We start from the raw sequence: 21,405 nt of genomic DNA on the forward strand, positions 1-21,405 counted from the left end.
AAGTGAGCGAGGGAAAGTGAGCGAGGGAAAGTGAGCGAGGGAAAGTGAGCGAGGGAAAGTGAGCGAGGGAAAGTGAGCGAGGGAAAGTGAGTGAGGGAAAGTGAGCGAGGGAAAGTGAGCGAGAGAAAAATGAGCGAAGAGAGGCTTTTGTTGAGCCTTGCTTTTGACTTGTTCATTAAGGTGCATGGGTGTACTTCTCGTTTTATGCTTTTTTATATTTGTGTCGTGTTTTTTAAAGAATTGAGGCTCTTGCTTGAGAGGTGCTCTTGCTTGAGTGGTACTTTTGTTTGAATGGGATTCTTGTGAGCTTTTAAGGGGAAAGTGAAGAGGGGCTGCTCTTGGACTTTACTTGCTGTTGGTGTTTTCTTAAAGAGTGAAAATCTTGTAACTTATTTTCTTTTTATCAAGCATAAAAATGTGTCTTACCAAGCGATATGGAGAGCGAAAAATCTATACTTAAAGCAAAAGATATTCTGGTGTTTGGGGAAAAAAAGCCCATTTTCTTGCAGGTGGAGAGGCAAGACGCATAGAGAAGGTGAGCCAAAAGCACACGTTTTGCTCCATAGAAAGTGTAACAGTGCTTTTAAAGAGCTTGGGGTGGAGGGGGAAAATTGAAAGAAAAGAGGGACATCTATTTATTTACGAGACCGTTATTTATTTACGAGACCGTGAAGGACAGTTTCTCTCTCTGGATGAAAAAGGTTTTGTGCAATTTGGTTATGGAATTGTGAGAGGCGCTGGTATTCATGCGGCGGCTTGCCAAATGATTAATCCTTATCATTTTAGGGCTTTATCATTTTGGGGGCCAGATTGACAACGAGGCATTGAGGCAAAGGGGTGGATTTTAAGGCAAAGGGATTGAAATTTCTTGAGGAAGAGGTAAGCGTAAGGCATTTATGCTGTGTACTTGAGGAAGTTTTTGATGAGGGCAATGAATGAGGTTGATCTGGGACTGAGGTTGATCTTGTCTGCGTGCTTGGGCTTTCAATATGGGGGCACCACCTTGGGGAAAGGAAATTGTTCTATCTCTCAAGTGGCTTCTTCTTTACTTGCACACCCTTGTGGTTTTGACATTGCTTGGTGATGTTAACATTTGGCAGCTTTCTCATAAAAGCTTTATGGAAGATGAAAGTTTGGGTTTTGAAAAAAATATCGAAAAAATCAATTTGGGCCGGTTTTGTTGATGATTTAAATCGTCATAAAGACAAAGCAACCTCGTTACGATTTTCTTGCACTCGTTTGCTTCTTCTTTGGAAAGCAGCTTATCTTCCTGAAAATAAAAAGAGCACTTAGAATTTTAGAGTCAGAGACCCAAATTTGTGCAATAGAAGAAGATATTTTTATGAAAATTTGATCGAGGAGAAAAGAGAAGCCTTAAGATAATAGGGGGTACACTGTGAGTGATGAAAACATGATGTTTGAAGTTGATGAAAAAAAAGCACCCCTGATATTGTCTTTATAAAAAATGAGGGATACAAGCGCTTGATATTGATGAACCCTCATTCATTGTGAGGACGAAAGCTTCGGTTCATGAAAATGGCTTAAAAATTGAGACAAATGAGGGGTAAAAAATGAGGGGCAATGGAAAAAATGCACCATTGGATGAAGAATTACGGTCTTTTTCGCTGGAAGAAGCGTTTCTGACACGCAAAAATTATAAAGTCATCTTTTGCATTGCTTTCATTGTGTCAGCTTTTATAATGGCATTCTTTATGTTTTTTAAGTGGGATTTGACAGGGTGGTGGAATTATATCCTGTTCATTTTAACATTAATATTGGTTTTTATATCAGCGCTTCTTTTTGTACTCATTCCTGTTGCCTTTGTGGTCGGTATCATCTTTACGCGTTTGTTGAAAAAAAAGATCGATAAGTTGGATCAAGAAATCTGGCAGAGAAGAAAAACGGCTTACCAACAAAACAGCGTGTGAAGGGAGGGCAGAAAATGAATACTGGTCTTTATATATTCTCATGCGTTGTAGGAGAGACCTTCTCTTCGTGCGATGTTTGAAGGTGATGAAAAAATGCACCCTTGATATTGTCTTTATAAAAGATGAGGGATACAAGCGTTTGATATTGATGAACCCTCATTCATTGTGAGGACGAAAGCTTCGGTTCATGAAAATGGCTTAGAAATTGAAACAAATGAGGGATAAAAAATGAGGGGCAATGAAAAAAATGTATCATTGGATGAAGAGTTACGGTCTTTTTCGCTGGAAGAAGCGTTTTTGACAAGCAAAAATTATAAAGTCATCTTTTGCATTGCTTTCATTGTGGCAGCTTTAAGAACGGCTCTTCTCTTCTTACTCGTGTGGCTTGAGTGGAAGTTGGCGGGGTGGGAAGGGAATGTCATAACAGTTCTCTTTTGCATCGTGCAGGTTATATTAGATTTAATTTTTGTACTCATTCCTGTTGCCTTTGTGGTTCGTATCATCTTTACGCGTTTGTTGAAAAAAAAGATCGATATGTTGGATCAAGAAATCTGGCAGCGAAGAAAAACCGCTTCTCAACAAAACAGCGCGTGAAGGGCGGGCAGAAAATGAATACTGGTCTTTATATATTCTCATGCGTTGTAGGAGAGACCTTCTATTCGTGCGATGTTTGAAGGTGATGGAAAAAAATGCACCCTTGATATTGTCTTTATAAAAGATGAGGGATACAAGCGCTTGATATTGATGAACCCTCATTCATTGTGAGGACGAAAGCTTCGGTTCATGAAAATGGCTTGAAAATTGAAACAAATGAGGGATAAAAAATGAGGGGCAATGGAAAAAATTCACCATTGGATAAAGAACCACGGACTTTTGCGCTTGAAGAAGCGTTTCTGACACGCAAAAATTATAAAGTCATCTTTTGTATTGCTTTCATTGTGGCAGCTTTAAGAATGGCTCTTCGCTTCGTACCCATGTTGCTTGGGTGGAAGTTGGCGGAGTGGGAAGGGGATGTCGTGGCAGCTCTCTCGTTAATTATGGAGCTTATATCATGGTTTATTTTTTTGTTCATCCCTGTTGCCTTTGTGGTTCGTATCATTTTCACGGTTCTGTTGAAAGAAAAGATCGATATGTTGGAGCAAGCAATCTGGCAGCGGAGAAAAACCGCTTCTCAACAAAACAGCGCATGAAGGGGCGGGGAAAATGATAGATATTAAAATAATGGATATTGTTGTTGTACTCTCGTGGGGTGTGGGCTTGACGCTTTTCACGCTGCTTTCTGCCGTGGTCATGATGTTTATTTGGGCATTGTATTACTCTACTTTCAAGCGGGTGAGGCTGTATTGCCAAGTGACAAAAGAATTAAGCCGCGTGCTTGAACAACCTGTCGTTTTTGAGCCGTCTAGTGGGGAAATGCCGATGATTAAGCCGTTATCTGAGGAAAAAGAGTTTTCTCTTTCTGATGAAGAAATCTTAACGATGGAAAGTGCAACGGCGCTTTTAAAGAGTTTGGGGTGGAAGGTGGAAATTGAAGGAAAAGGAGATCATTTGGCCACCTATTATTTACCAGATCGTGAAGTGCAGTTTCTTTATAATGCTGAGAAGGGGTATCCGCGATTTGATTGTGCAATTGCAGTGGTTTCTGGTATCCATGCGGCGGCTTGCCAAACGATAGACCCTTATAATTCTGGAGGCTTGGTTGCTCTTGAATTGAGTTTTGATGTGAAGGGGTTGGAAATTTTTGAAGAAAAGGTAAGCGTTGGATGTTTACGTCGTGCACTCGAGAAAGCTTTAGATGAGGCAATGACTGAGGTTGATCTTGGCAAGATGCTTCACTCTCAATATAGAATCCTGCCTTGGGAAAACAAAACTGTGGTCCCTCGGTTGGCTTCTTATTCCCTGCGTTATCTTGCGGCTCTGGCTTTGATGGGTGATGTTGAAACTTTACACTCTTATCAGAAAAGCTTTATGGAAGGTGAGAAGCTGGGCTTTGAAACAAGCATCGAAGAGGAGCATCTGGAACGCGCAATGGTGATTGCTCAGGCGGTAGAAAAGACAAAGCAACCCAGTTACGATTTGCTTCAACAGGCGGCAAAGGATTTTTCCATGGAGGTAGAGAGCTATGAATGTTTTAGAGCTACAGATCCCAATTTGTGCAATAGAAGAAGAGATTCTTATGAAAATTTGATCGAGGAAAAAAGAGAAGAATTAAGGCAACAGGGATATTTTGTTTACGAAAAGGACGCGATTTGTGAAGTTGATGGAAAAAACTATCGTCCTCATATTCTTTACATAAAGGATGGGGAGTTAGAATATATGGATGTAGAAATTAGGATTGATGAAAAAATTTATTGAGAAAAATAAAGAGTTTAGATAATTTAAAAAGAGCTTAAACCTAAAAATAATGCGTAAAAAGCGCGAAGCGTAAAAGCAGAGGGGAACAATGCAGGAGAAAAAAGCAACATTTGAAGAGTCTTTCTTTTCATTTAGAAAATTTATGGTGTCTTCAGTGGAAAGGCGTAAAGGGGTGGGACGGTGTAAAATAATAGGGCACCGCTTTTTTATCATGTTTTGTACATGCCTTATCATGATGGCTTTAGAAGTTCCTGCGGGTGCAAAGTCTCTGGTACAGCCGTTGCAATGGACAAGATGGGAAGGAATTGGTTCTCTTATTTTTCTCTTACCAGTGTTGATATGGTTTTGTCTTCTCACACCCCTTCCTATTTTGTGGGGGATTTGTCGTTTTAAAGAACGTAAATTGGAAAAAATAAAGAAAAAACTAAAAGAAAAAATAAAGCAGCAAGAGATTAATCAATGAGGTTATACGCATGAGGGGTGAGATCGCGTTTTTTATTTTGTTTCTGCCGGTTGGATATTTTCTTCTAAATGCAGTTACAGTTTTTGCCATTTTTGTGAATATGATTATTGTGGCGCCTTATTATTCTTTAATAAAGCGTTTGAGGCTCTATTACAGAGTGAAAAAACAAAGACGTTTGATGAAAGAACATCCACAGCGTTTTTGTTTCTTTGAAAAAAGCGGAAAAGAAAAAGAGAGAGTGCCGCAAAACTTAGCACTAGAAACAAAGATAAGTTCCTATTCGTTAAAAAAATGGCTCGCTTTTTCACGCAAAGATTATATCCTCCACGCATGCCTCTCTTTCATCATTATGTTTTTCAAAGCTTATGTCTATGTGATTTTCTCTAAAGGGATAGCTGCTAAGGTAGATGAGAGCAGATTTGAATATATTATCATTCTCTTGTTTTTCTGGTTTTTTTTATCGGTATGTATTTTTGCAACGATCCCTGTTGTTGTGATCCTTCGTGAAATTTTAACTCATCGATTGAAAAAGAAGATTCAGCAGTTGGAAGAAGTGACTGAAGCAACCCAATCAATCAATTTATAAAGGGAAGGGGATAAAATGCATTACGAAATAGCGGCATTTTGGACGGTGATTTTGATCATTCTGCTGGGGGGTGTTTTTGATTTTTTCTTAACAATACCCATTGTGGCACTGTATATTTCTTTTATCAAGCGTTTGATCTCGTATTACAAGGTTACCAAACAATTAAACGCAGCGCTGAAAAAGCGCATGTAGTGCTCGTGTCATGGGGGAGGCGTAAGTTTTAGATCATGCCATTGCTTCACGGCTTGGGGAGAGGGCATCGATTATTTTTCTCATTTTACGCTGATCTCTGGGGGAAAAGGGCTGTTGGCAATGAATAGGCTGATGATAGGTTTGTAATAGGCTTGTATAGGCTTTAATGGGGCGGTTTATCGGAAGTTTTGTTGTTTTCTGTGAATTTGCAAAATCGTAAAAACGTGTAACTGTAATAGGGGGTGTGGTTGGTCAAGAGCCGTGATGGTTGTGGGGAGGATATGGGGTAAAGAGGGTGCCAATGGAGGCGTAAAGGTTGGATTGTGCAATGCGTCAAAATTGGAATGTGGGGAATGGGGAATTGGGGTAATGGAGGGCGTTGGGGGAAAAGGGAAGTGTGTGTGGAATGGTGTTGAAAAGATAAGGAAAATAAAGTGCGCGTGTGGCACTGTATATTTCTTTATCAAGCGTTTGATCTCTTATTACAAGGTTACCAAACAATTAAACGCAGCGCTGAAAAAGCGCATGTAGTGCTCGTGTCATGGGGGAGGCGTAAGTTTTAGATCATGCCATTTCTTCACGGCTTGGGAGGAGGGCATCGATTGTTTTTCCCATTTTACGCTGATCTCTGGGGGAAAGGACTAATGGCAATGAATAGGCTGATGATAGGTTTGTAATAGGCTGATGATAGGCTGGTGATAGGCTTTAATGGGGCGGTTTATCGGCAGTTTGCTTGTTTTCTGTGAATTTGCAAAATCGTAAAAACGTGAAACTGTAAAAGGGTGTGTGGTTGGTCAAGAGCTGTGATGGTTGTGAGAAGGGTTAGAAAAACGTTTGGTTTTGGAGCTGTTGATATAGGCATGCTGTTTAGAGGCGTAAGGGAGGGGGATTGTTCGTTCTCAAAGCCTATGATGTAAGGAGAGTATGGGCTATTCAAGAGGGTGTTCGGGTATGGATAGAGATTGAAGGGGCACTGCTTCTTTGCAAAGCAGAGGTATTGATCATAAGTTTTGTTTATTCATATGGTTTTTTATGGCATCCAGTACCTGTTGGCTTATCTCCTTATGGGTCAGCCATCGTAAACCTTTGGGCGTTGTTTTTTGTCCTAATTGAATGGGGATAAAATCAACCTTGTTTTTGCGCGCGCACTCGAGGATCATTTGATCATGCGTGTTGGAACCAAAAATATGAAGAATACATGGCGGTTTAGGCAAAAGAGCCAACTGCTCAATTAATGCGCAAGAAAATGCATGGGCGGGCGAATGAATCCATAATATGCAATATTTTAGATCATGCCATTGCTTCACGGCTTCTAAAAATTGCGCCTTTGATGCCGCACAATCATAATCCAACGACACGCACAACTGTTTGTTGTGCAATGCCTCAAGCTGGACTTTATGGGAAAGAAAGCGTGCAGCAATAATCACTTCTTGCGGCTCTAGTGATTGATACAAAGGAGCAAGCATCCCTGTGCCCCCTACCACTAAATAACGATAGTGCGCATCCTTTTTTTTCATGCCCCCTCCCTTATTGCTTTAAATCCCACCTCTTTGCTTTAAAAATGTGTACATTTCATCAGCAAGTCTTTCACAACGGGTTTGTACCTCTTCACTTATAACTTTCCAAGTACGACCTTCATCATCTGAGGAAAAATCTTCGTTGGAAGAGGCGATTTGACATTGGAGTGTATAACCATAAAGCGTGTGCACCACCGGCACTAAATGCTCACACGGTTGTGCGCATTTTTTGGCCGTACTCCCATGAGAGATAAGTCCAACAGGTTTATTTAAAAAGGCATTATAGCTCAAATTATCAAGAGCATTTTTTAAAACACCCGAATAAGATCCTTGATAAACAGGGCTTGCTAGAATAACGCCATCAGCCGCGGCAATGGTTTTGACAAACTCACGGACCGCAGCACTTGGATTAGCCTCTACCTGCTGATGATAATCTGGATCTGTCATCGGCAAGGGCTGTTCACGCAAATCAACCCACTGAAGTGATGCACCCCGCTTTATGAGGCAATCCGCTAAATAATTGGCTAAAGTTCTTGTTAAGGAAGGTTGACGCACAGACCCCAAAATAATTGCTATATTCAACAGGATTCTCCTTTATCTTTTCCCCACAAGCCTATAACGCAAGGCTTATAAAGAAGTGTGAGTAAAATGATGCGTATCATTATGCTGTTTATAAAGAGCAATTGTGATGATATCGCATCATCATAGAATCAATCCATGCTAACAAGATTGTTGACAAAACAACACCTCAAACTTGCAAGGGAATGTTAGTGCTTTCATTAATATTAAAATGCTTGATCTCAAGAATCGCGGCTGTCTCTCTGTCTTAGAAGCGCTTTTATGAATATATTCTAAGCTATTGGCTTGCAAGAACTCTAATGAAAAATGGAATGTATCGTCATATTTTGATTTATAATGATCATTGAGCCTTTTTAATTGGAATAAGAAAGTTGTAAGATTTTCTCATTTCAAATGCTCTTATTGCGCGATCATTTGCGCATCAATGGAAGTTGCTTTTTTCATGTCTTAAGTGGGCGGAAAATAATTGAGAAAAGAATAAAAATGCTTCTGTCTTTTCAAGGGATAAGGGCTATCGTAAAAGCCTAGATATGTCTGTTTTTGGGGCAGGAGTGGGGTTGTTGTAGGAGCGGTAATTGGGGGTTGTCCGTGTTGAGGAATGGAGTTATGGCGTGCCCCGTATTACAAGGGAGGGTAAGGCTATTGTAGAGGCCGCAGGGGGCGTATATGAATGGCGCCGGATTACATTTTTTACTGAAACAATAGGGGTGATAGAGTTTATAGTAAGGGGATATATTCATGGGAGCGCTATTGTTATCCCTTTCATGGGGGATGTTCATGAAATGGGGTGTACGCGCGTTGGTTTGGAAGTGTTGAGAGATTTCTTTAAAACAAGCACGTGAATTGGCAAAACTATTGGCAACATGAATATGCAATACGAGTATTTTCTGGGGTGTTCTGTTTGACCATAATGGATGCAATTGTGCTTGAGAGATTATGCGTGTCCTTATAAAAGTTAGGGACAAACAGTTGCATAAAAGGGAAGAGCAAATGAAGGGGGAAAATTCCACATTTTATAACAAACGGTGCTCTCTTTTTTTTGGAAAATCATTTCGTTCTTATAAAGATCATATGATTATTTGTCTTATTTCTATCCTTGTTGGGATAGGTTATAAAGCTCTTTTGATTCCATTAGAAGCCAAGTGGCCGTTGAGTGTATCACAGGATAGCACTCTTTTGGCGCTCTTTGTGCTGCGTGAAGTCATCATGGTTGTTGTTGTTGCCTTGATGCCTGTTTTATTGGTGCTTTATCTCATCTTAATGTATTTGTTGAAAAAAAAGATTCAGCAGTTAGAAGAGGCTATCCAGCAACGGGGTCACACAATCGATCAACAAAATAATCCAGTAAAAAACAATAGAGAAAAAATAATCTGTTTTTTTATCGTATACTTTTGGTTGATATTTCTGCTAAACGTCTTTTTTCCTGCGGGTGTTGTCATGCTCATTTTAGAATTTTATTATTTTGTTTTCAAGCGCGTGAGAACCTATTGTAGAGTGAAACGGGAATTAAAACGCGTAAGATAAAGAGAGTGACAAGGCGCTTTTGTAGCTATCGTGAGGGGTAAGAGGCAATGTTTAGAAGCTCTCGTGACACAAGAAGAGGGGATGGTTGGAAAATCATCAGGCAAAGAGGATAAAGAAGCCTATCAGGTTTGTAATGAGGAGGATGCTCTTAATCATTGGGAAGAGCAACCACGCTTTTAGAAAATTGGGGTTTTTTGTTGAAAACAAGGGAAGCGCCATGCATCGCACTTTTCGTGGTTCTTAAAAGAGCGGGCATGAGATAAAAAATGCGTTTTTCATAAAAAAAGGAAGAGCAATGAAGGGGAAAAATTCAGCATTTTATTCAGCATTTTATAATGAACTACGCTATTTTTTTCGAAAAAAGTATTTTTTCTGTGCGAGAGCATGTTGTCATTTGTTTTCTCTCTCTCATTATTGAGCTATGGAACAGGATTCTCTCTCTCTCATCCTTGGATAGCAAAGAGTACAGCATTTTTTCTCTTGAGCTGTGGAACAAGATTTTCTTTCTCCTATCCTTGGGTAGCAATGGGGAACGGACAGGGTGGTGGGATACACCTCTTTTTCTCTCTCTGTATGCGTTTTGGAAAGTTATTATAGTGTGTGTTTTGGTCTTATTCCCAGTTATGTTGATACTCTACATCATATTGTGGTTTTTGTTGAGAAAAAATACTCAAAAATTGAAAGAAATAAACCAGCAACGGGGTAAAATAACCGATCAAAAGGATCGGTATAAAGAAAGTGTGAACTGGAAAATGGACGATATTCTTGTCATGATATTTGTTTTCGTGCTTATGTGCGTGACATTGGTGGTTGCTTGTATTCCCATGATGATTTTAGAACTTTATTATGGTGTCTTTAAGCAGGTGAGAAAGTATCGTAGAATGAGACGGCTACTAAAACGCGTAAGATAAAGAGAGTGACAAGGCGCTTTTGTAGCTATCGTGAGGGGTAAGAGGCAACGTTTAGAAGCTCTCGTGACACAAGAAGAGGGGATGGTTGGAAAATCATCAGGCAAAGGGGATAAAGAAGCCTATCAGGTTTGTAATGAGGAGGATGCTCTTAATCATTGGGAAGAGTAACCGCGCTTTTAGAAAGTTGGGGGGGTTTATTAAAAATAAGGAAAGCGCCATGCATCGCACTTTTCGTGGTTCTTAAAAAAGCGGGCATGAGATAAAGAAATGCATTTTTCATAAAAAAAGGAAGAGCAATGAAGGGGAAAAAGTCAGAATTTTATTCAGCATTTTATAATGAACTACGCTATTTTTTTGGGAAAGATTATTTTTCTGTGCGAGAGCATGTTGTCATTTGGTTCCTCTCGCTCATTATTGAGTTGTGCAACAGGATTTTCTTTCTCTCATCTTTGGGTAGCCAAGAGAACTTGACAGGGTGGTGGGATACACCTCTTTTTCTCTCTCTGTATGCGTTTTGGAAAGTTATTACAGTGTGTGTTTGGGTCTTGTTTCCAGTTCTGTACATACTCTTCATAACATTGTGGCTTTTGTTGAGAAAAAATACTCAAAAATTGAAAGAAATAAACCAGCAACGGGGTAAAATAACCGATCAAAAGGATTGGTATAAAAAAGGCGATAGAGAAAAATGGAGTGATATTCTTGTTACAATATTCGGTCTCGTGCTTATGTGCGTGACATTGGTGGTTGCTTGTATTCCTATGATGATTTTACAACTTTATTATGGTGTCTTTAAGCAGGTGAGAACGTATCGCTGTTTAAGAAAAGAATTGAAAAACGTCTTGCAAGAACAGGATACAGCGCTTGAGAAGTCATGAGAGGGAAAAAATAATGAAGAAATTATGAGAGATTCAGCCTTTATAGGGATTGCTCTCTATACCATTTTGCCTTTGATATTTTTTGGTGCTCTTTCATGAGGTGTCCGTAAACATTGCTCTAAGGAGCAGTGTTGAGGGTGGCATTGAGTGAAAGAAAAGCCGATTATGGATTAGTATTGATAAAAGGGAATAAGAGCCCTTGGGGTTTAGAGCCTAGAGTGAGTGCTTGGGACTTACTTTATCGTTTGAGGCGTGAGGAAGGAACGGTTTTGCTTGTAGGGGCGCGCGGTATATGGGTTGTTTTCGTATTTTTAGGAGCCTTGTTCATTCAAGCTTTGAAATGAATCCTATTGAAGTGGGGATGCAGGGTCATTTTCTTGAAAATAGGAGAATTTTTAGGAAGAAAAAGCTGAATTGTGACTATTGTTTATAGATTGGCGTGGTTTGAAAATCTTCACTATTTGAGATGTGAGGAAGGTAAGAGGGTGGCAAGGTAGCAGGAATATTATAATTTTTATTATGACGTAAGCCATAACGGCCTGTGTACTTTTCTTGATTTCGGTGATATTTGGGTTTTGCATCATCATAATGCGAAAATTGGAAAAAAAGATCCAGAAACGAGAAGAAGCAATCTCGGTGTGATAGCAAATAAGCTCTCTGTCACACGGGGTCTTTTCAAAGAGTGAGAGGGGAATACATGAAGGAGCAAAATTGGGCATCAGAGCAAGAAACGCATAAAGGAGCGCATTCTTTTTCGCTTCAGCAAGCGTTACTCTCAGCAAAGGATTATAAAATTATCTTTGCTATTGCGGTTCTCATTGTCATGTGGAGAATGGTTCTAGAAATACCAGGTGTATTAAATTGGCAGCTGACAGGGTGGCAATATGTTGTGCATGCCGTTCTCTTTAAAACAACGGTCGCCATAACGGTCTGTGTCATTATTTTTATTCCGGTTATGTTACGGCTTCGCACCAAAGTGACGGGTGAGTTGCAAAAAAATATTCAGAAACTAGAAGAAGCAATCTCTGTAGGAGAGCACATAAGCTCTCTGTCGCACGGGTTGTGTAAATAGTGAGGGGGGAACATGAACTTTGATCCTATAGCCGTATTTCTATTAGATCCCGAGTTCTGGGTATTTATTGTTATTTGCATGATCATTATCATGCTTGTTTTAGCTCTTTATACCTCTGTCTTTAAACGGATGAAAATGAATTTCCAAGTGAAAGGCGAGCTGGAAAGAGTGCTTCAAGAAAATGATCTTGCAACGCAGCAGTTTTGGAAAGATGAAGCCGTGCTGCAGGAGAGGCGTTTGCAACTAAAGGAAAAGGAAAAAGAACCCTTTGTCGGTTATGATGATGATGAAATTCTCACGATAGAAAGTGCAACAGCGCTTTTAAAAAGCTTGGGGTGGTCTGTGGACATCGAGGGAAAAGGAGATTATTTGGCAACCCTCTTTTTACCCGATCGTGAAGTGCAGTTTCTTTATAACGAAAAACACGTGGAAGAATTTTCCCCGTTTGATCGCGGGCTTTTAATTATGAGCGGTATTTTTGCGGCGGCTTGTCAGACGATTAATCCGCATAATTCTGGGATTTTGCCAACAGTATTTATGAATTTTGTACCCAATGGATTGGAAATTTTTGAAGAAAAAGTGAGCGTCCAGCTTTTAAAGAAAGCTCTCGATAAAACTTTAAAATGGACAATGGAAGATGATTCTTTGCTTGAAATGTTTCGCTCTCAATATGGTATTCCCCCTTGGGAAAAAGACTCTTTATCTTGGGCACCGGATGCTGACGTAGAGTTTGCACCTTATGCTTTGCTGCATCTTGCTGCTCTTGCCTTGCTGGGCGATGTTGAAACTTTAGCTTCTTATGATGAAAGTTTTACGGCAGGGGAGAAGCTTGGCTTTGATGAAACCATTGAAAAAGTCCATTTGGAACGCGCGATGGTGATCGCTCAAGAAGTGAAAAAGGAAGGAAAGTTCAGTTACGATCTACTGGAACGGGTTGCTGAGAAGTGGTCTATAGCCATGGACTATCAGTTTTTCAGAGTGAGACCCCCTGATACGTGTAATCAAAAACGAGATTTTCATAAAAAAATAGTCGAGGAGAAAAAACAAGAATTAAGGGAACAAGGGTTTGAAGGGGTGAGTGATGAACAGTTCGTGTTTGAAGCAGAGGGGGTAAAACATGCTCCTGATATTACTTATATTAAAGATGGTAAAATCGCATTTATGGATATAAAAATTGATTAGTTTATTCTCCTGTTGAAGAAAAGCACTTTTATTTAAAAGATGTGAAAGCGCCATGATTGAGACGCTTTCACACCTTTCTTACCAGAGCAAAATAAAGGGCTCGAAAAATCAAGAATAATAGCCAAGATTTTAAAAAATAGACTGGAAATGGCTTGATCCTCAAGAATAGGGGAAAAAATCAATTATAAATTCTACTCTCTTCTTTAAGATGGTTTTGTTGTTTTGTTAGAAAATTCTCATAAATCATTGCTTATTCAAGCGCCTTATTTAAGCGGTATGAGGGGAAGGTCCATTGACTAAAGGCGCTATGGGGAAGCTCTATTGACTAAAGTGCTATGGGAGGGAAGCTAGGGGGTAGAGCCGAGGGTAGAGCCTTTGTCATTTGAGGTGAGAGGAAGGCAAAAAATGGCATTTTTGAGCAGTGTTAAGCTCTTTTGCCTTTGAGGTGTTTTTTGTCTTTCTAAGAAGTCATTGCCAATGAAGCAGCGCTTGTTAAGCTTCAACAGTGTTTCAGTATGGTGATATTGATATAAAAAGTTATGGTGTTTTTGTGTTTTTCAGTCTGTTTCATGGAGATCTGGAAGCCAATTCGATGACGTAGGGGATGCATGGTCATTTTCTTGAAAACAGAAGAATTTTTGGGAAGAACAAGAAGATTGCGGACCCTTATTTACTAAAGTGCTATGGGAGCGAAGCTAGGGAGTTAGAGCCTTTGTCATTTGAGATGTGAGACAAGTAAAAATGGCACTTTTGAAGGCGATGATATTTGGCCAATAAAAATAAAAACACAATAAAAACTAAACTAAAACAAAGGAAAAATTAAACTAAAAAAGGCCCTATTTTATAAAGGGCCTTTTTATTTAAATTTTACAATATATACAAAATGTATATAACCTTACTTTAAGAACTTTTTGTATCTTATATTCTAGTAGCAACAAGTTGTACGAAATATATAATAAGTGATCCTAAAAAACCAGCTAGTGCATTCAATAAATTTTCTGCTTTATCGTATATATCGTCGATTGATGCTTGTTCTGATGCGCTTCTATTACTGACTCTCAGTATATTCAATGTATCCGATGTGTCCCTTACTTGTTTAACAAAATGTAAATTTGTTTTCTCAATAGTATAAGGAGCAACAATAGGAGAGGGTTGTTTATTGACTATACGATCAGATTTTTGAATCGCGAGAGCTAAACCACTTGTAATAGCCCCAGCTATGAAAAAATATCTGATATTCATAGTTTTTCTCCTATATTTATTTCGATAAATAAATATCGATACGTATCATATATAAATTCGATTTAAATAACTATAGTAAAAATACAACAATCACAAAAAAGAATAAACTTTGTCTATATTTTGACAAAATTTACTCTTAATTGCCTTAATGAATTCTTTCAGATTCGATTTTATGAAGGCGTAAAAAAGTTTGAAAGCCCTGTAGGCAAGTGGAATCCCATAAGGTGGGTGATACAATGGTTGCTAGCAAACTTCTTTTTGTGCCTTTGACCAAGGATTCATAAAAATGAGGGTTCATAAAAATGAGATGCGATGAAAATTGAGTAAAACCCTTGAAGGGAAGGATTCACTCTATTGAAGGCGGAGTGCATCTTTTCCATGGATTGGATACTGCCTTATGAGGGTTTGGCAGTCTCCGTTGAGGGGAAGGATGCACTCTAGCCCTCAAAAAGAGTGCATCCTCTTATAGATTGGATACTGCCTTTATGAGGGTTGAGGCGGTCTCCGTTGAGGGGAAGGATGCACTCTTTTTGAGGGCTAGAGTGCATCCTCTCATGGATTGGATACTGCCTTTATGAGGGTTCGGCAGTTTCCGTTGAGGGGAAGGATGCACTCTTTTGAGGGCTAGAGTGCATCCTCTCATGGATTGGATACTGCCTTTATGAGGGTTTGGCAGTTTCCGTTGAGGGGAAGGATGCACTCTTTTTGAAGGCTAGAGTGCATCCTCTTATAGATTGGATACTGCCTCATGAGGGTTGAGGCGGTATCCGTTGAGGGGAAGGATGCACTCTTTTTGAAGGCTAGAGTGCATCCTCTTATAGATTGGATACTGCCTCATGAGGGTTGAGGCGGTATCCGTTGAGGGGAAGGATGCACTCTTTTTGAGGGCTAGAGTGCATCCTCTTATGGATTGGATACTGCCTTATGAGGGTTTGGCAGTTTCCGTTGAGGGGAAGGATGCACTCTTTTGAGGGCTAGAGTGCATCCTCTTATGGATTGGATACTGCCTTTATGAGGGTTTGGCGGTATCCGTTGAGGGGAAGGATGCACTCTTTAAGGGCTGGAGTGCATCCTTTTCATGGATTGAATGTACTCTTTGGAGGCCAAAGTACATTCATAGGGAAAGGCATATTCCATAAGAAACAGAGATAACCAAAAGATTTGTTTTTATATTTTTATTGATAGGTTGCTGTATTTGCGAGGGCTATTCATTCTTTATTCTCAATATTTAAGATGATTATGTGATAAGGGTTGTTCGTCAATACAATCGTAAAAGACGCTGATGTATTTTTATAAAAATTGAGATATTTTTGTGCCTTTTTCTTGTTTTTTTTGTGTTTACACAAGATATGCACGGCTTTTCAACAGTTTGTTTTTTTAGCTTTGCTAAGGGCGATGGCGTTGGCTAAACACTTCAATTGTTTTAACTGCTTCAATACCGCCTTAAAAAACAGTGCTTTATAATATGACAAAATAAGTTGTATAACTTTTGATTCTTACGCGATGCTAGAAAAAGGGGAATGTTAGGAGAGATGTTGTCTATATTCTTAGTTTATCTCTTAAGTTAGGAAGATTAACATACTTTCCGAATCTATTTTTTATTCGGTTTAACGGTTAAAGAGCAATATCTGAATGGAATCACACTTGTCTCATGTTTTTATTCTCACGCTTTAGATTTTTTCTCATAGGGATTTTGTTTTTAATGGGGGATTTTGTTTTTTAATGGGAGTTTACGCGACTCACATAAAACAGAATGTTCTAAATAGAATATATTTGTGTTGCACATTTACCTACTTGTTTAAAAACATTATGTGATCTTATTATCACAATTATATTGGTGATTGGGGATATTGGTAAATCTGATAATGGAGAAATCTCTTGTGAAGTGGATAAGCCTTTCTTTAAATTCTCATAAGGAAAAGCCAGCACATTATCATACTATTCGCGCCTCATATGATGACAGCCTTTGGCTCTTGAGCGTGTTCATAAGAGGCATTTTGATTCTTTATCTTTGAAATCTTTGAAGTGCGTTATTTCATATGTCTCTCATGTTTGTAATGTGGAAAAGACAAGGTGTTGATTGATGCAACATGAAATAAATTTAAAATGAGAGAATCCCTATGATATCTGCGTCTCTTAATTTTATATGGATAACGGGTTTTAATATGGATAACGGGATATGATGATTATAAATCAATATGTTGTCGTGATACATCAACCTGTTGGGGGGCGATAAAGAAAGTTATCCAATAGTTAAGTCATTCTGTTATGCCGTAAAACACGGTCATTTGAGGTTTGGTGATATGAAGCAAGCTTCCTTGGATATGTTTTAAGTGTTTTTTTAAGGGCGTGGTGAATCTTTAAGACAGAGCAAGATTCTGTTGCGCCTTGAGTTTAGCGGAAAAACCTGAATAGAAGCCAAGAGGGAATGGCAAACCAAGAGGGAAGTGTATCCAAGCTGTTTGTAAATCAGATTGAGTTAAGAATCTGTGTTCTTTAAGAATGGAACGCAAGTCAATTTGACAAAAGAATGATCTATTTTGCGGGTAAACCTTATGGAGGAATTATCACAAAGCTCATAAGGAAGTGATTTAAGACAATACAGTCATAAAAAAGTACAGTTATAAAAAAAAGTCCTCCGTCGCAATCAGAGGACCAAAAAGCAGGAGAATTTTAACATTGACTCGCAGGACGTGTCAAAAAAGAATAAATTCAAAAGGCCGTACTAAATACAAAAAATCATACTTAAAGAACCTACCACATTATACTTAGCAGAGAATTGAAAAAATAGCAATATAAAAAATACTTTTTACAAAAAATTTTGTCATTTTGCATTAAAACGTAATACTTTTTTCAATTGAATATTTGTTTTAAGACTCGATATTAATTAAACTATATTTAAAAATATTATGATACATGCAAGCATCTTGATAATATTCTTCAATCAAAAACGAATTAAGAGCCCCTCATGATTATAGGACTGATATGGGGGAAGGCTTTTTGTTTTTAAGAGTGTGGGGTGTATCTTAAGTATGTGTGAGGGGGGTGAAGTATTGTCCTTTTGGGTGTGGGCAAGGTAATGAAAATAGGGGCGAGAGCTGCTGGATGCTTGAGCCCGTGTGGGGGAGGTTTCTTTAGAGGGGGCGGGGCAACATGGGAGGCGGCTTAAAATGGCGAGGAGGGGGATTATTCAAAATGTTTATGGTTTGCATATCCCCAATGAAATGCGAGCAAGTCTAAACAATCTCGTAAATGATCGGCAAGGGAGTTTTGTTTGCGTTTTGAAGAACTTAATTCTTTTATCGCTTGTCCATAGCCGATAACGCGTTCAAGCAGTGAATAACCAAGAATACCCAGTTGAACTTTGATTGTTCTTAAATGATTGGAGGCTTCTATTTGACGTTCAATGGGGTGTGTGTACCCTTGGCTACAGGAAACCTTTTCACGGGTGTAGTCAAGGCTCATGTGAAGATCGGCTTGGCTTTGACGCCAGTAAAAATAAAAACGTTCTGCCGCTTTATATTGGGCTTTGCTGAGATGTCCTTTCGCATATAAAAGGGCAATGGGATGGCTTTGTGCATTGGCAATGGCATTGATAGTGCGCGGGTTGCTGGAACTTTCTCGATGATTGGGTTTAAAATAAGGATTACGCGTTTCTACAGGGATTTCTTGCGTCTTTAAATGACCAATGTGCTTTCCTTGATTTTGATGATCAAGCGGGCAGGTTTGCATGTTTTTTTTCTCTTGATGGCTCATAGCATCTCCTTAAAAATTTTAATTTTGATTCTTTCATGTTTATGCAAAGAAACGGGATTGTGCTGTTGTATGCTTGTTGAGGAATAGGTTTTTATATCTGCTTGTTGCGTGAGGGGACGTTTTTCAAAAGGGTGTGGGGTGGTGGTTTTCTTTTGCTGCTGTCATTTGTTTGTACGAGAGATTTATACGGGGGCGGGGATTTTGCGGGGGCTGTGCGAGGGATTTTGTGGGAGTGGTGTGTGTCGTTCTCTTTGTGGTTCTGCTTCTTTAAAGGATGGGGGTTTTGTTGCATGATGGGCATTCTTTCTGATTTTATTGCTGTGGGGGGGAGGATTGATGTCGCAGGATTTGGTTTTTTGCCATGGTTGATGTTTTTCTGCCTCTTGGGGGCTTTATTTCTATTTATGTGGGGAGGTATTTGAGGGATCATGAAAGGCAGAAATTTTTTTAAGAGGATGGGGTTTGGGGGGCGTTATTGGCGGGGATCTCATGTTGTTTATACGGTTGCTGAACGCATGGGGTGGCGCTGGCTTTGGTTCTTAATTCCGTGGGGGTATCCTTTTGGGTTTTGTCATTGGGCTGATTTATAGAGGTGTAAAGCATCTTGTTATGATTTGGCTTTAGAACCTTGAAAAGAGAGGGGTTTTGTCGCATGGTGGATTTTCCTTGAATGACTTGATGGGGGAGTGGCATGATGTTGCGCGGGCTTTTGTCTCTGAAGGGATTGGTGTTTAGCTGTATTGTAGCCTATGTCTCTGTGGCTGTTTATGTGGAAATGAAGGCTCTTGGGATGACGTGGGGCGTATTTTTACGAGCTGTGGCGTTTTATGGCATTCCCGGTATTTTCCTTATGTTGGGTTATGAAGTAATGCAGCGGCGTGGTGTAACGAAGGGTTTGTTCCTCAAGATGGTATTGTTGAGCTTCATTTTGGCTGCTGTCTCTGATTTTGTTTATGTGCAAGCCGAGCATTTTGGTTTGGCTCAGGTGTGGTTCTCAAACAAGTGGGTGTTTTATGTCCTTTTGGGCTTTGTCCTTGCTCTTATTTATAGAGGGGTAAGGCGTCTTGGGTTTAGGATTTCATTCTTTGAAAAGGATTGATCTTTTGCTGCATTTTTGGCATGGTCTCTGATTTTTGCTTATGAAGGAGCGGGGCGTATGGTGGTTGCGCGGGACATGTTTTTAAAGGGGCTGGCGTTTTGCTGCGTTGTTGGCATGGTCCTTGGTTTTGCTTATGAAGATGCGGGGCGACCGGCTATTACGTGGGAGGTGTTTTGGCAGGGGGTGGAGCTTTCTTGCATTGCTGGAGCTGTCTTTTGTTTTATTGTTGTGGGAGCAAACAGTAGAACTGTATCGTGGGGCGTGTTTTTCAAGGCTGTGGTGTTTTGCACCATTGCTGTAGTGGTTCTTGGCTTTGCTTATAAGGGAGTGAAGCGTTTTAATATATCGTGGGAATTTTTAGTGATAGGAGCGGTGTTTGTTGCATTGCTGGAGCTGTCCTTGGTTTTGCTTATGAGGGTGCGGGGTAAATGGATATCGCGTGGGGTATTTTTATTGAAGTTTCTGGTGTTGGGTGGCGTTGTTGGAGCTGTTGTTGGGTTGGCGCATGTGGGAGTAAAGCATATGGGGGTTCGCTGGTTTGTGATCTCGAACAATGGGGTGTTTCTGGGCACTATTGGATTCGTTCCTTTGTTTGTTTTGGAGGGGGTACGGTGTGTGCGTGTACTGTTGGGGGGCTTAAAAAAATGAGCATTTTTCTTTCCCATGGGCGTGATCTTTGATGTTCTTTCTGTGAGGGGTATTTGATGTCGAACGATGTGATGTTTTTGCAGTGGTTGGGGTTTTTCTGCCCTTTGGCTCTCGCCTTTGTTTCTATTTATGTGGGAATAAGGTTTTTCGGGTTTACAAGGAAGGACTTTTTTAAGGGTGGGGTGCTTGCATTCTTTGTTGGCGTGACCTCTAAGTTTGTTTATGCGAAAGCTGAGCATTTTGGTTTGGCTCAGGTGTGGTTTTCAAAAAAGTGGGTCTTTGACATTCTTTTTGGCGTTGTCTTTGGTCTTATCCTTGGGCTTATTTGTCTAGGGGCAAGGCGTCTTGGGTTTAGGCTTTCATTCTTTGAAAAGGATTGATCTTTTGCTGCATTTTTGGCATGGTCTCTGATTTTTGCTTAATAAAGGAGCGGGGCGTATGGTGGTTGCGCGGGACATGTTTTTGAAGGGGTTGGTGTTTGGCGGCGTTGTTGGACTTGTTCCTTTTTTGCTCTGGAGAGGGGTACGGTGTGTGCGTGTACTGTTGGGGTGGTGCTTAAAAAGAATGAGCATTTTTCTTTCCCACGGGCGTGATCTTTGATGTTCTTTCTGTGAGGGGTATTTGATGTCGAACGATGTGATGTTTTGGCTGTTGCCTTGGTTTTTCTGCTTTTTTGCTCTTGCCTTGATTTTTATTTATAAGGGAGCAAAGCGTCGCTCTGTTACAGGGTGGATGTTTTGGAGATGGGTGGTGCTTTATGGCGTTGTTGCCACCTACCTTGGTTTTGTTTATGTGGGCGTGGGCAGGCGCGCTGTTGATGGGGAGCTGCTCTTAAAGGGGGCGGTGTTTTCTTGCATTTTTGCAACTGTCCTTGGTTTGGTGCATCTGGGCGTCAAGAGTATGCCTGTTGCTTGGCAAGTGTTCTTAAAGGCAGTTATGTTTTGTTGCATGATGGGCTTTATCCTGTGGTTTGCTGCTGTGGGCGTCAGGGATATGGATAGCATAAGGGCGGTATTCTTAAAGGTTTTGCTCTTGTCTTTATTGTTAAAAGTGCTCTTGGGGTTCTTTATACGCGAGCAAAGTGATACGGTGCTACAGAGGTCGTTGCGTGCTTTGAATTTTGTGCTGTTTTCCTGCATTTTTGGTACTCTCCTTTTTTTTACTCGTCTGGGAGCAGAGAATCTAGGGTTGAGCTGGCTTTGGTTCTCGAATGAGAGGGTGTTTTTATTCATTTTTGGATTTACCCTTCCTTTTGTTTGTGAGGGAGCAAGGCGTGCGCGTGTTCTATGGGCTTGGTTCTTAAAGTAGGGTGTGTTTTTTGTCTTATGGGTGTGATCTTTAATGGGCTTGCTGTGAGGGGTATGTGATGTCGAACGATTTGTTTTTTTGCTGTTGTTGGTATTTTCCTACCTTTTTATTGTTGTCGTTATTAGTACTTATAAGGTTTCCAAGCGCTTCGATATTTCGTGGTGGCGA

General features: G+C 40.0%; 28 protein-coding genes. 24 read left to right on the forward strand and 4 right to left on the reverse strand.

All coding sequences use genetic code 11. The features are described 5' to 3' along the window. Positions 1-577: 577 nt before the first annotated feature. The 8 genes from ACFINY_RS03215 to ACFINY_RS03250 all read left to right on the forward strand — a co-directional run bounded on the left by ACFINY_RS03215 (position 578) and on the right by ACFINY_RS03250 (position 5,332). Entirely contained in the window at positions 578-814 is a 237-nt protein-coding gene (locus ACFINY_RS03215; protein WP_375700820.1) for a hypothetical protein, read from the forward strand. A 175-nt stretch (positions 815-989) separates the two neighbouring features. Next, positions 990-1,184 carry a hypothetical protein gene (locus ACFINY_RS03220; protein WP_375611618.1) on the forward strand — a complete coding sequence of 65 codons (195 nt, stop codon included), beginning with the start codon at positions 990-992 and terminating at the stop codon, positions 1,182-1,184. Between the two features lie 387 nt (positions 1,185-1,571). Beyond that, entirely contained in the window at positions 1,572-1,928 is a 357-nt protein-coding gene (locus ACFINY_RS03225; protein ID WP_375611619.1) for a hypothetical protein, read from the forward strand. 228 nt (positions 1,929-2,156) lie between these two features. Continuing rightward, positions 2,157-2,522 carry a hypothetical protein gene (locus ACFINY_RS03230; RefSeq protein ID WP_375611620.1) on the forward strand — a complete coding sequence of 122 codons (366 nt, stop codon included), beginning with the start codon at positions 2,157-2,159 and terminating at the stop codon, positions 2,520-2,522. 230 nt (positions 2,523-2,752) lie between these two features. Continuing rightward, the gene (locus ACFINY_RS03235; protein ID WP_375700821.1) at positions 2,753-3,118 is read left to right on the forward strand and encodes a hypothetical protein; all 366 of its coding nucleotides are present in this window, start codon (positions 2,753-2,755) and stop codon (positions 3,116-3,118) included. Between the two features lie 13 nt (positions 3,119-3,131). Further along, on the forward strand, positions 3,132-4,283 hold the full coding sequence (locus tag ACFINY_RS03240; protein ID WP_375611622.1) for a DUF6990 domain-containing protein: 1,152 nt from the start codon (positions 3,132-3,134) through the stop codon (positions 4,281-4,283). A gap of 88 nt (positions 4,284-4,371) precedes the next feature. After that, complete coding sequence (locus tag ACFINY_RS03245) at positions 4,372-4,746, forward strand: hypothetical protein (RefSeq protein ID WP_375627743.1); 375 nt, start codon at positions 4,372-4,374, stop codon at positions 4,744-4,746. A gap of 10 nt (positions 4,747-4,756) precedes the next feature. Beyond that, a complete protein-coding gene (locus ACFINY_RS03250) occupies positions 4,757-5,332 on the forward strand; it encodes a hypothetical protein (RefSeq protein WP_375700822.1) in 576 nt (191 codons plus the stop codon). Between the two features lie 1,193 nt (positions 5,333-6,525). Here ACFINY_RS03250 and ACFINY_RS03255 read toward each other — a convergent pair. Continuing rightward, on the reverse strand, positions 6,526-7,041 hold the full coding sequence (locus ACFINY_RS03255) for a short-chain dehydrogenase (protein WP_375700823.1): 516 nt from the start codon (positions 7,039-7,041) through the stop codon (positions 6,526-6,528). Positions 7,042-7,059: 18 nt separating this feature from the next. Continuing rightward, on the reverse strand, positions 7,060-7,623 hold the full coding sequence (locus ACFINY_RS03260) for an NADPH-dependent FMN reductase (protein ID WP_375667241.1): 564 nt from the start codon (positions 7,621-7,623) through the stop codon (positions 7,060-7,062). A gap of 572 nt (positions 7,624-8,195) precedes the next feature. Between ACFINY_RS03260 and ACFINY_RS03265 the strand changes: the two genes are divergently transcribed. The 8 genes from ACFINY_RS03265 (at position 8,196) to ACFINY_RS03300 (ending at position 13,184) form a co-directional block, all read left to right on the forward strand. Beyond that, positions 8,196-8,462 (forward strand): hypothetical protein, encoded by a 267-nt coding sequence (locus tag ACFINY_RS03265; RefSeq protein ID WP_375700824.1) that lies wholly within the window; start codon positions 8,196-8,198, stop codon positions 8,460-8,462. A 148-nt stretch (positions 8,463-8,610) separates the two neighbouring features. After that, on the forward strand, positions 8,611-9,144 hold the full coding sequence (locus ACFINY_RS03270; RefSeq protein ID WP_375638454.1) for a hypothetical protein: 534 nt from the start codon (positions 8,611-8,613) through the stop codon (positions 9,142-9,144). 30 nt (positions 9,145-9,174) lie between these two features. After that, complete coding sequence (locus tag ACFINY_RS03275) at positions 9,175-9,324, forward strand: hypothetical protein (RefSeq protein ID WP_375621752.1); 150 nt, start codon at positions 9,175-9,177, stop codon at positions 9,322-9,324. Positions 9,325-10,085: 761 nt separating this feature from the next. Beyond that, complete coding sequence (locus ACFINY_RS03280; RefSeq protein ID WP_375651396.1) at positions 10,086-10,223, forward strand: hypothetical protein; 138 nt, start codon at positions 10,086-10,088, stop codon at positions 10,221-10,223. A 128-nt stretch (positions 10,224-10,351) separates the two neighbouring features. Next, entirely contained in the window at positions 10,352-10,930 is a 579-nt protein-coding gene (locus ACFINY_RS03285; RefSeq protein WP_375611629.1) for a hypothetical protein, read from the forward strand. 137 nt (positions 10,931-11,067) lie between these two features. Beyond that, positions 11,068-11,274 carry a hypothetical protein gene (locus ACFINY_RS03290; protein ID WP_375638458.1) on the forward strand — a complete coding sequence of 69 codons (207 nt, stop codon included), beginning with the start codon at positions 11,068-11,070 and terminating at the stop codon, positions 11,272-11,274. 353 nt (positions 11,275-11,627) lie between these two features. Further along, positions 11,628-12,002, forward strand: coding sequence for a hypothetical protein (locus ACFINY_RS03295; RefSeq protein ID WP_375700825.1), 375 nt, complete (start codon positions 11,628-11,630; stop codon positions 12,000-12,002). Between the two features lie 12 nt (positions 12,003-12,014). Further along, the gene (locus ACFINY_RS03300; RefSeq protein WP_375700826.1) at positions 12,015-13,184 is read left to right on the forward strand and encodes a DUF6990 domain-containing protein; all 1,170 of its coding nucleotides are present in this window, start codon (positions 12,015-12,017) and stop codon (positions 13,182-13,184) included. Between the two features lie 918 nt (positions 13,185-14,102). On the opposite strand, the gene ACFINY_RS03305 is transcribed toward ACFINY_RS03300, so the two are convergent. Continuing rightward, complete coding sequence (locus ACFINY_RS03305) at positions 14,103-14,426, reverse strand: hypothetical protein (RefSeq protein WP_375630071.1); 324 nt, start codon at positions 14,424-14,426, stop codon at positions 14,103-14,105. A gap of 836 nt (positions 14,427-15,262) precedes the next feature. Here ACFINY_RS03305 and ACFINY_RS03310 point away from each other — a divergent pair. After that, positions 15,263-15,397 (forward strand): hypothetical protein, encoded by a 135-nt coding sequence (locus ACFINY_RS03310; protein ID WP_375700827.1) that lies wholly within the window; start codon positions 15,263-15,265, stop codon positions 15,395-15,397. Positions 15,398-17,612: 2,215 nt separating this feature from the next. On the opposite strand, the gene ACFINY_RS03315 is transcribed toward ACFINY_RS03310, so the two are convergent. After that, entirely contained in the window at positions 17,613-18,182 is a 570-nt protein-coding gene (locus ACFINY_RS03315; RefSeq protein ID WP_375700828.1) for a hypothetical protein, read from the reverse strand. A 290-nt stretch (positions 18,183-18,472) separates the two neighbouring features. On the opposite strand from ACFINY_RS03315, the gene ACFINY_RS03320 reads away from it, so the two are divergent. The 7 genes from ACFINY_RS03320 to ACFINY_RS03350 all read left to right on the forward strand — a co-directional run bounded on the left by ACFINY_RS03320 (position 18,473) and on the right by ACFINY_RS03350 (position 21,237). Next, positions 18,473-18,604 carry a hypothetical protein gene (locus ACFINY_RS03320; protein WP_375611635.1) on the forward strand — a complete coding sequence of 44 codons (132 nt, stop codon included), beginning with the start codon at positions 18,473-18,475 and terminating at the stop codon, positions 18,602-18,604. 6 nt (positions 18,605-18,610) lie between these two features. Continuing rightward, positions 18,611-18,772, forward strand: coding sequence for a hypothetical protein (locus tag ACFINY_RS03325; RefSeq protein WP_375607069.1), 162 nt, complete (start codon positions 18,611-18,613; stop codon positions 18,770-18,772). A gap of 101 nt (positions 18,773-18,873) precedes the next feature. After that, positions 18,874-19,281, forward strand: coding sequence for a hypothetical protein (locus ACFINY_RS03330; RefSeq protein ID WP_375611636.1), 408 nt, complete (start codon positions 18,874-18,876; stop codon positions 19,279-19,281). Between the two features lie 15 nt (positions 19,282-19,296). Further along, positions 19,297-19,929: a hypothetical protein gene (locus ACFINY_RS03335; RefSeq protein ID WP_375700829.1), complete on the forward strand. Its 633-nt coding sequence runs from the start codon at positions 19,297-19,299 to the stop codon at positions 19,927-19,929. Between the two features lie 56 nt (positions 19,930-19,985). Beyond that, positions 19,986-20,309: a hypothetical protein gene (locus ACFINY_RS03340; protein ID WP_375700830.1), complete on the forward strand. Its 324-nt coding sequence runs from the start codon at positions 19,986-19,988 to the stop codon at positions 20,307-20,309. A gap of 58 nt (positions 20,310-20,367) precedes the next feature. Next, positions 20,368-20,529 (forward strand): hypothetical protein, encoded by a 162-nt coding sequence (locus ACFINY_RS03345; RefSeq protein WP_375700831.1) that lies wholly within the window; start codon positions 20,368-20,370, stop codon positions 20,527-20,529. Between the two features lie 24 nt (positions 20,530-20,553). Next, positions 20,554-21,237, forward strand: a complete 684-nt coding sequence (locus ACFINY_RS03350) for a hypothetical protein (protein ID WP_375700832.1) — start codon at positions 20,554-20,556, stop codon at positions 21,235-21,237. The last annotated feature ends 168 nt before the right edge of the window (positions 21,238-21,405 follow it).

It is taken from the genome of Bartonella sp. AA23NXGY (assembly GCF_042197165.1).
In the GTDB taxonomy this organism is placed as follows: Bacteria; Pseudomonadota; Alphaproteobacteria; order Rhizobiales; family Rhizobiaceae; genus Bartonella.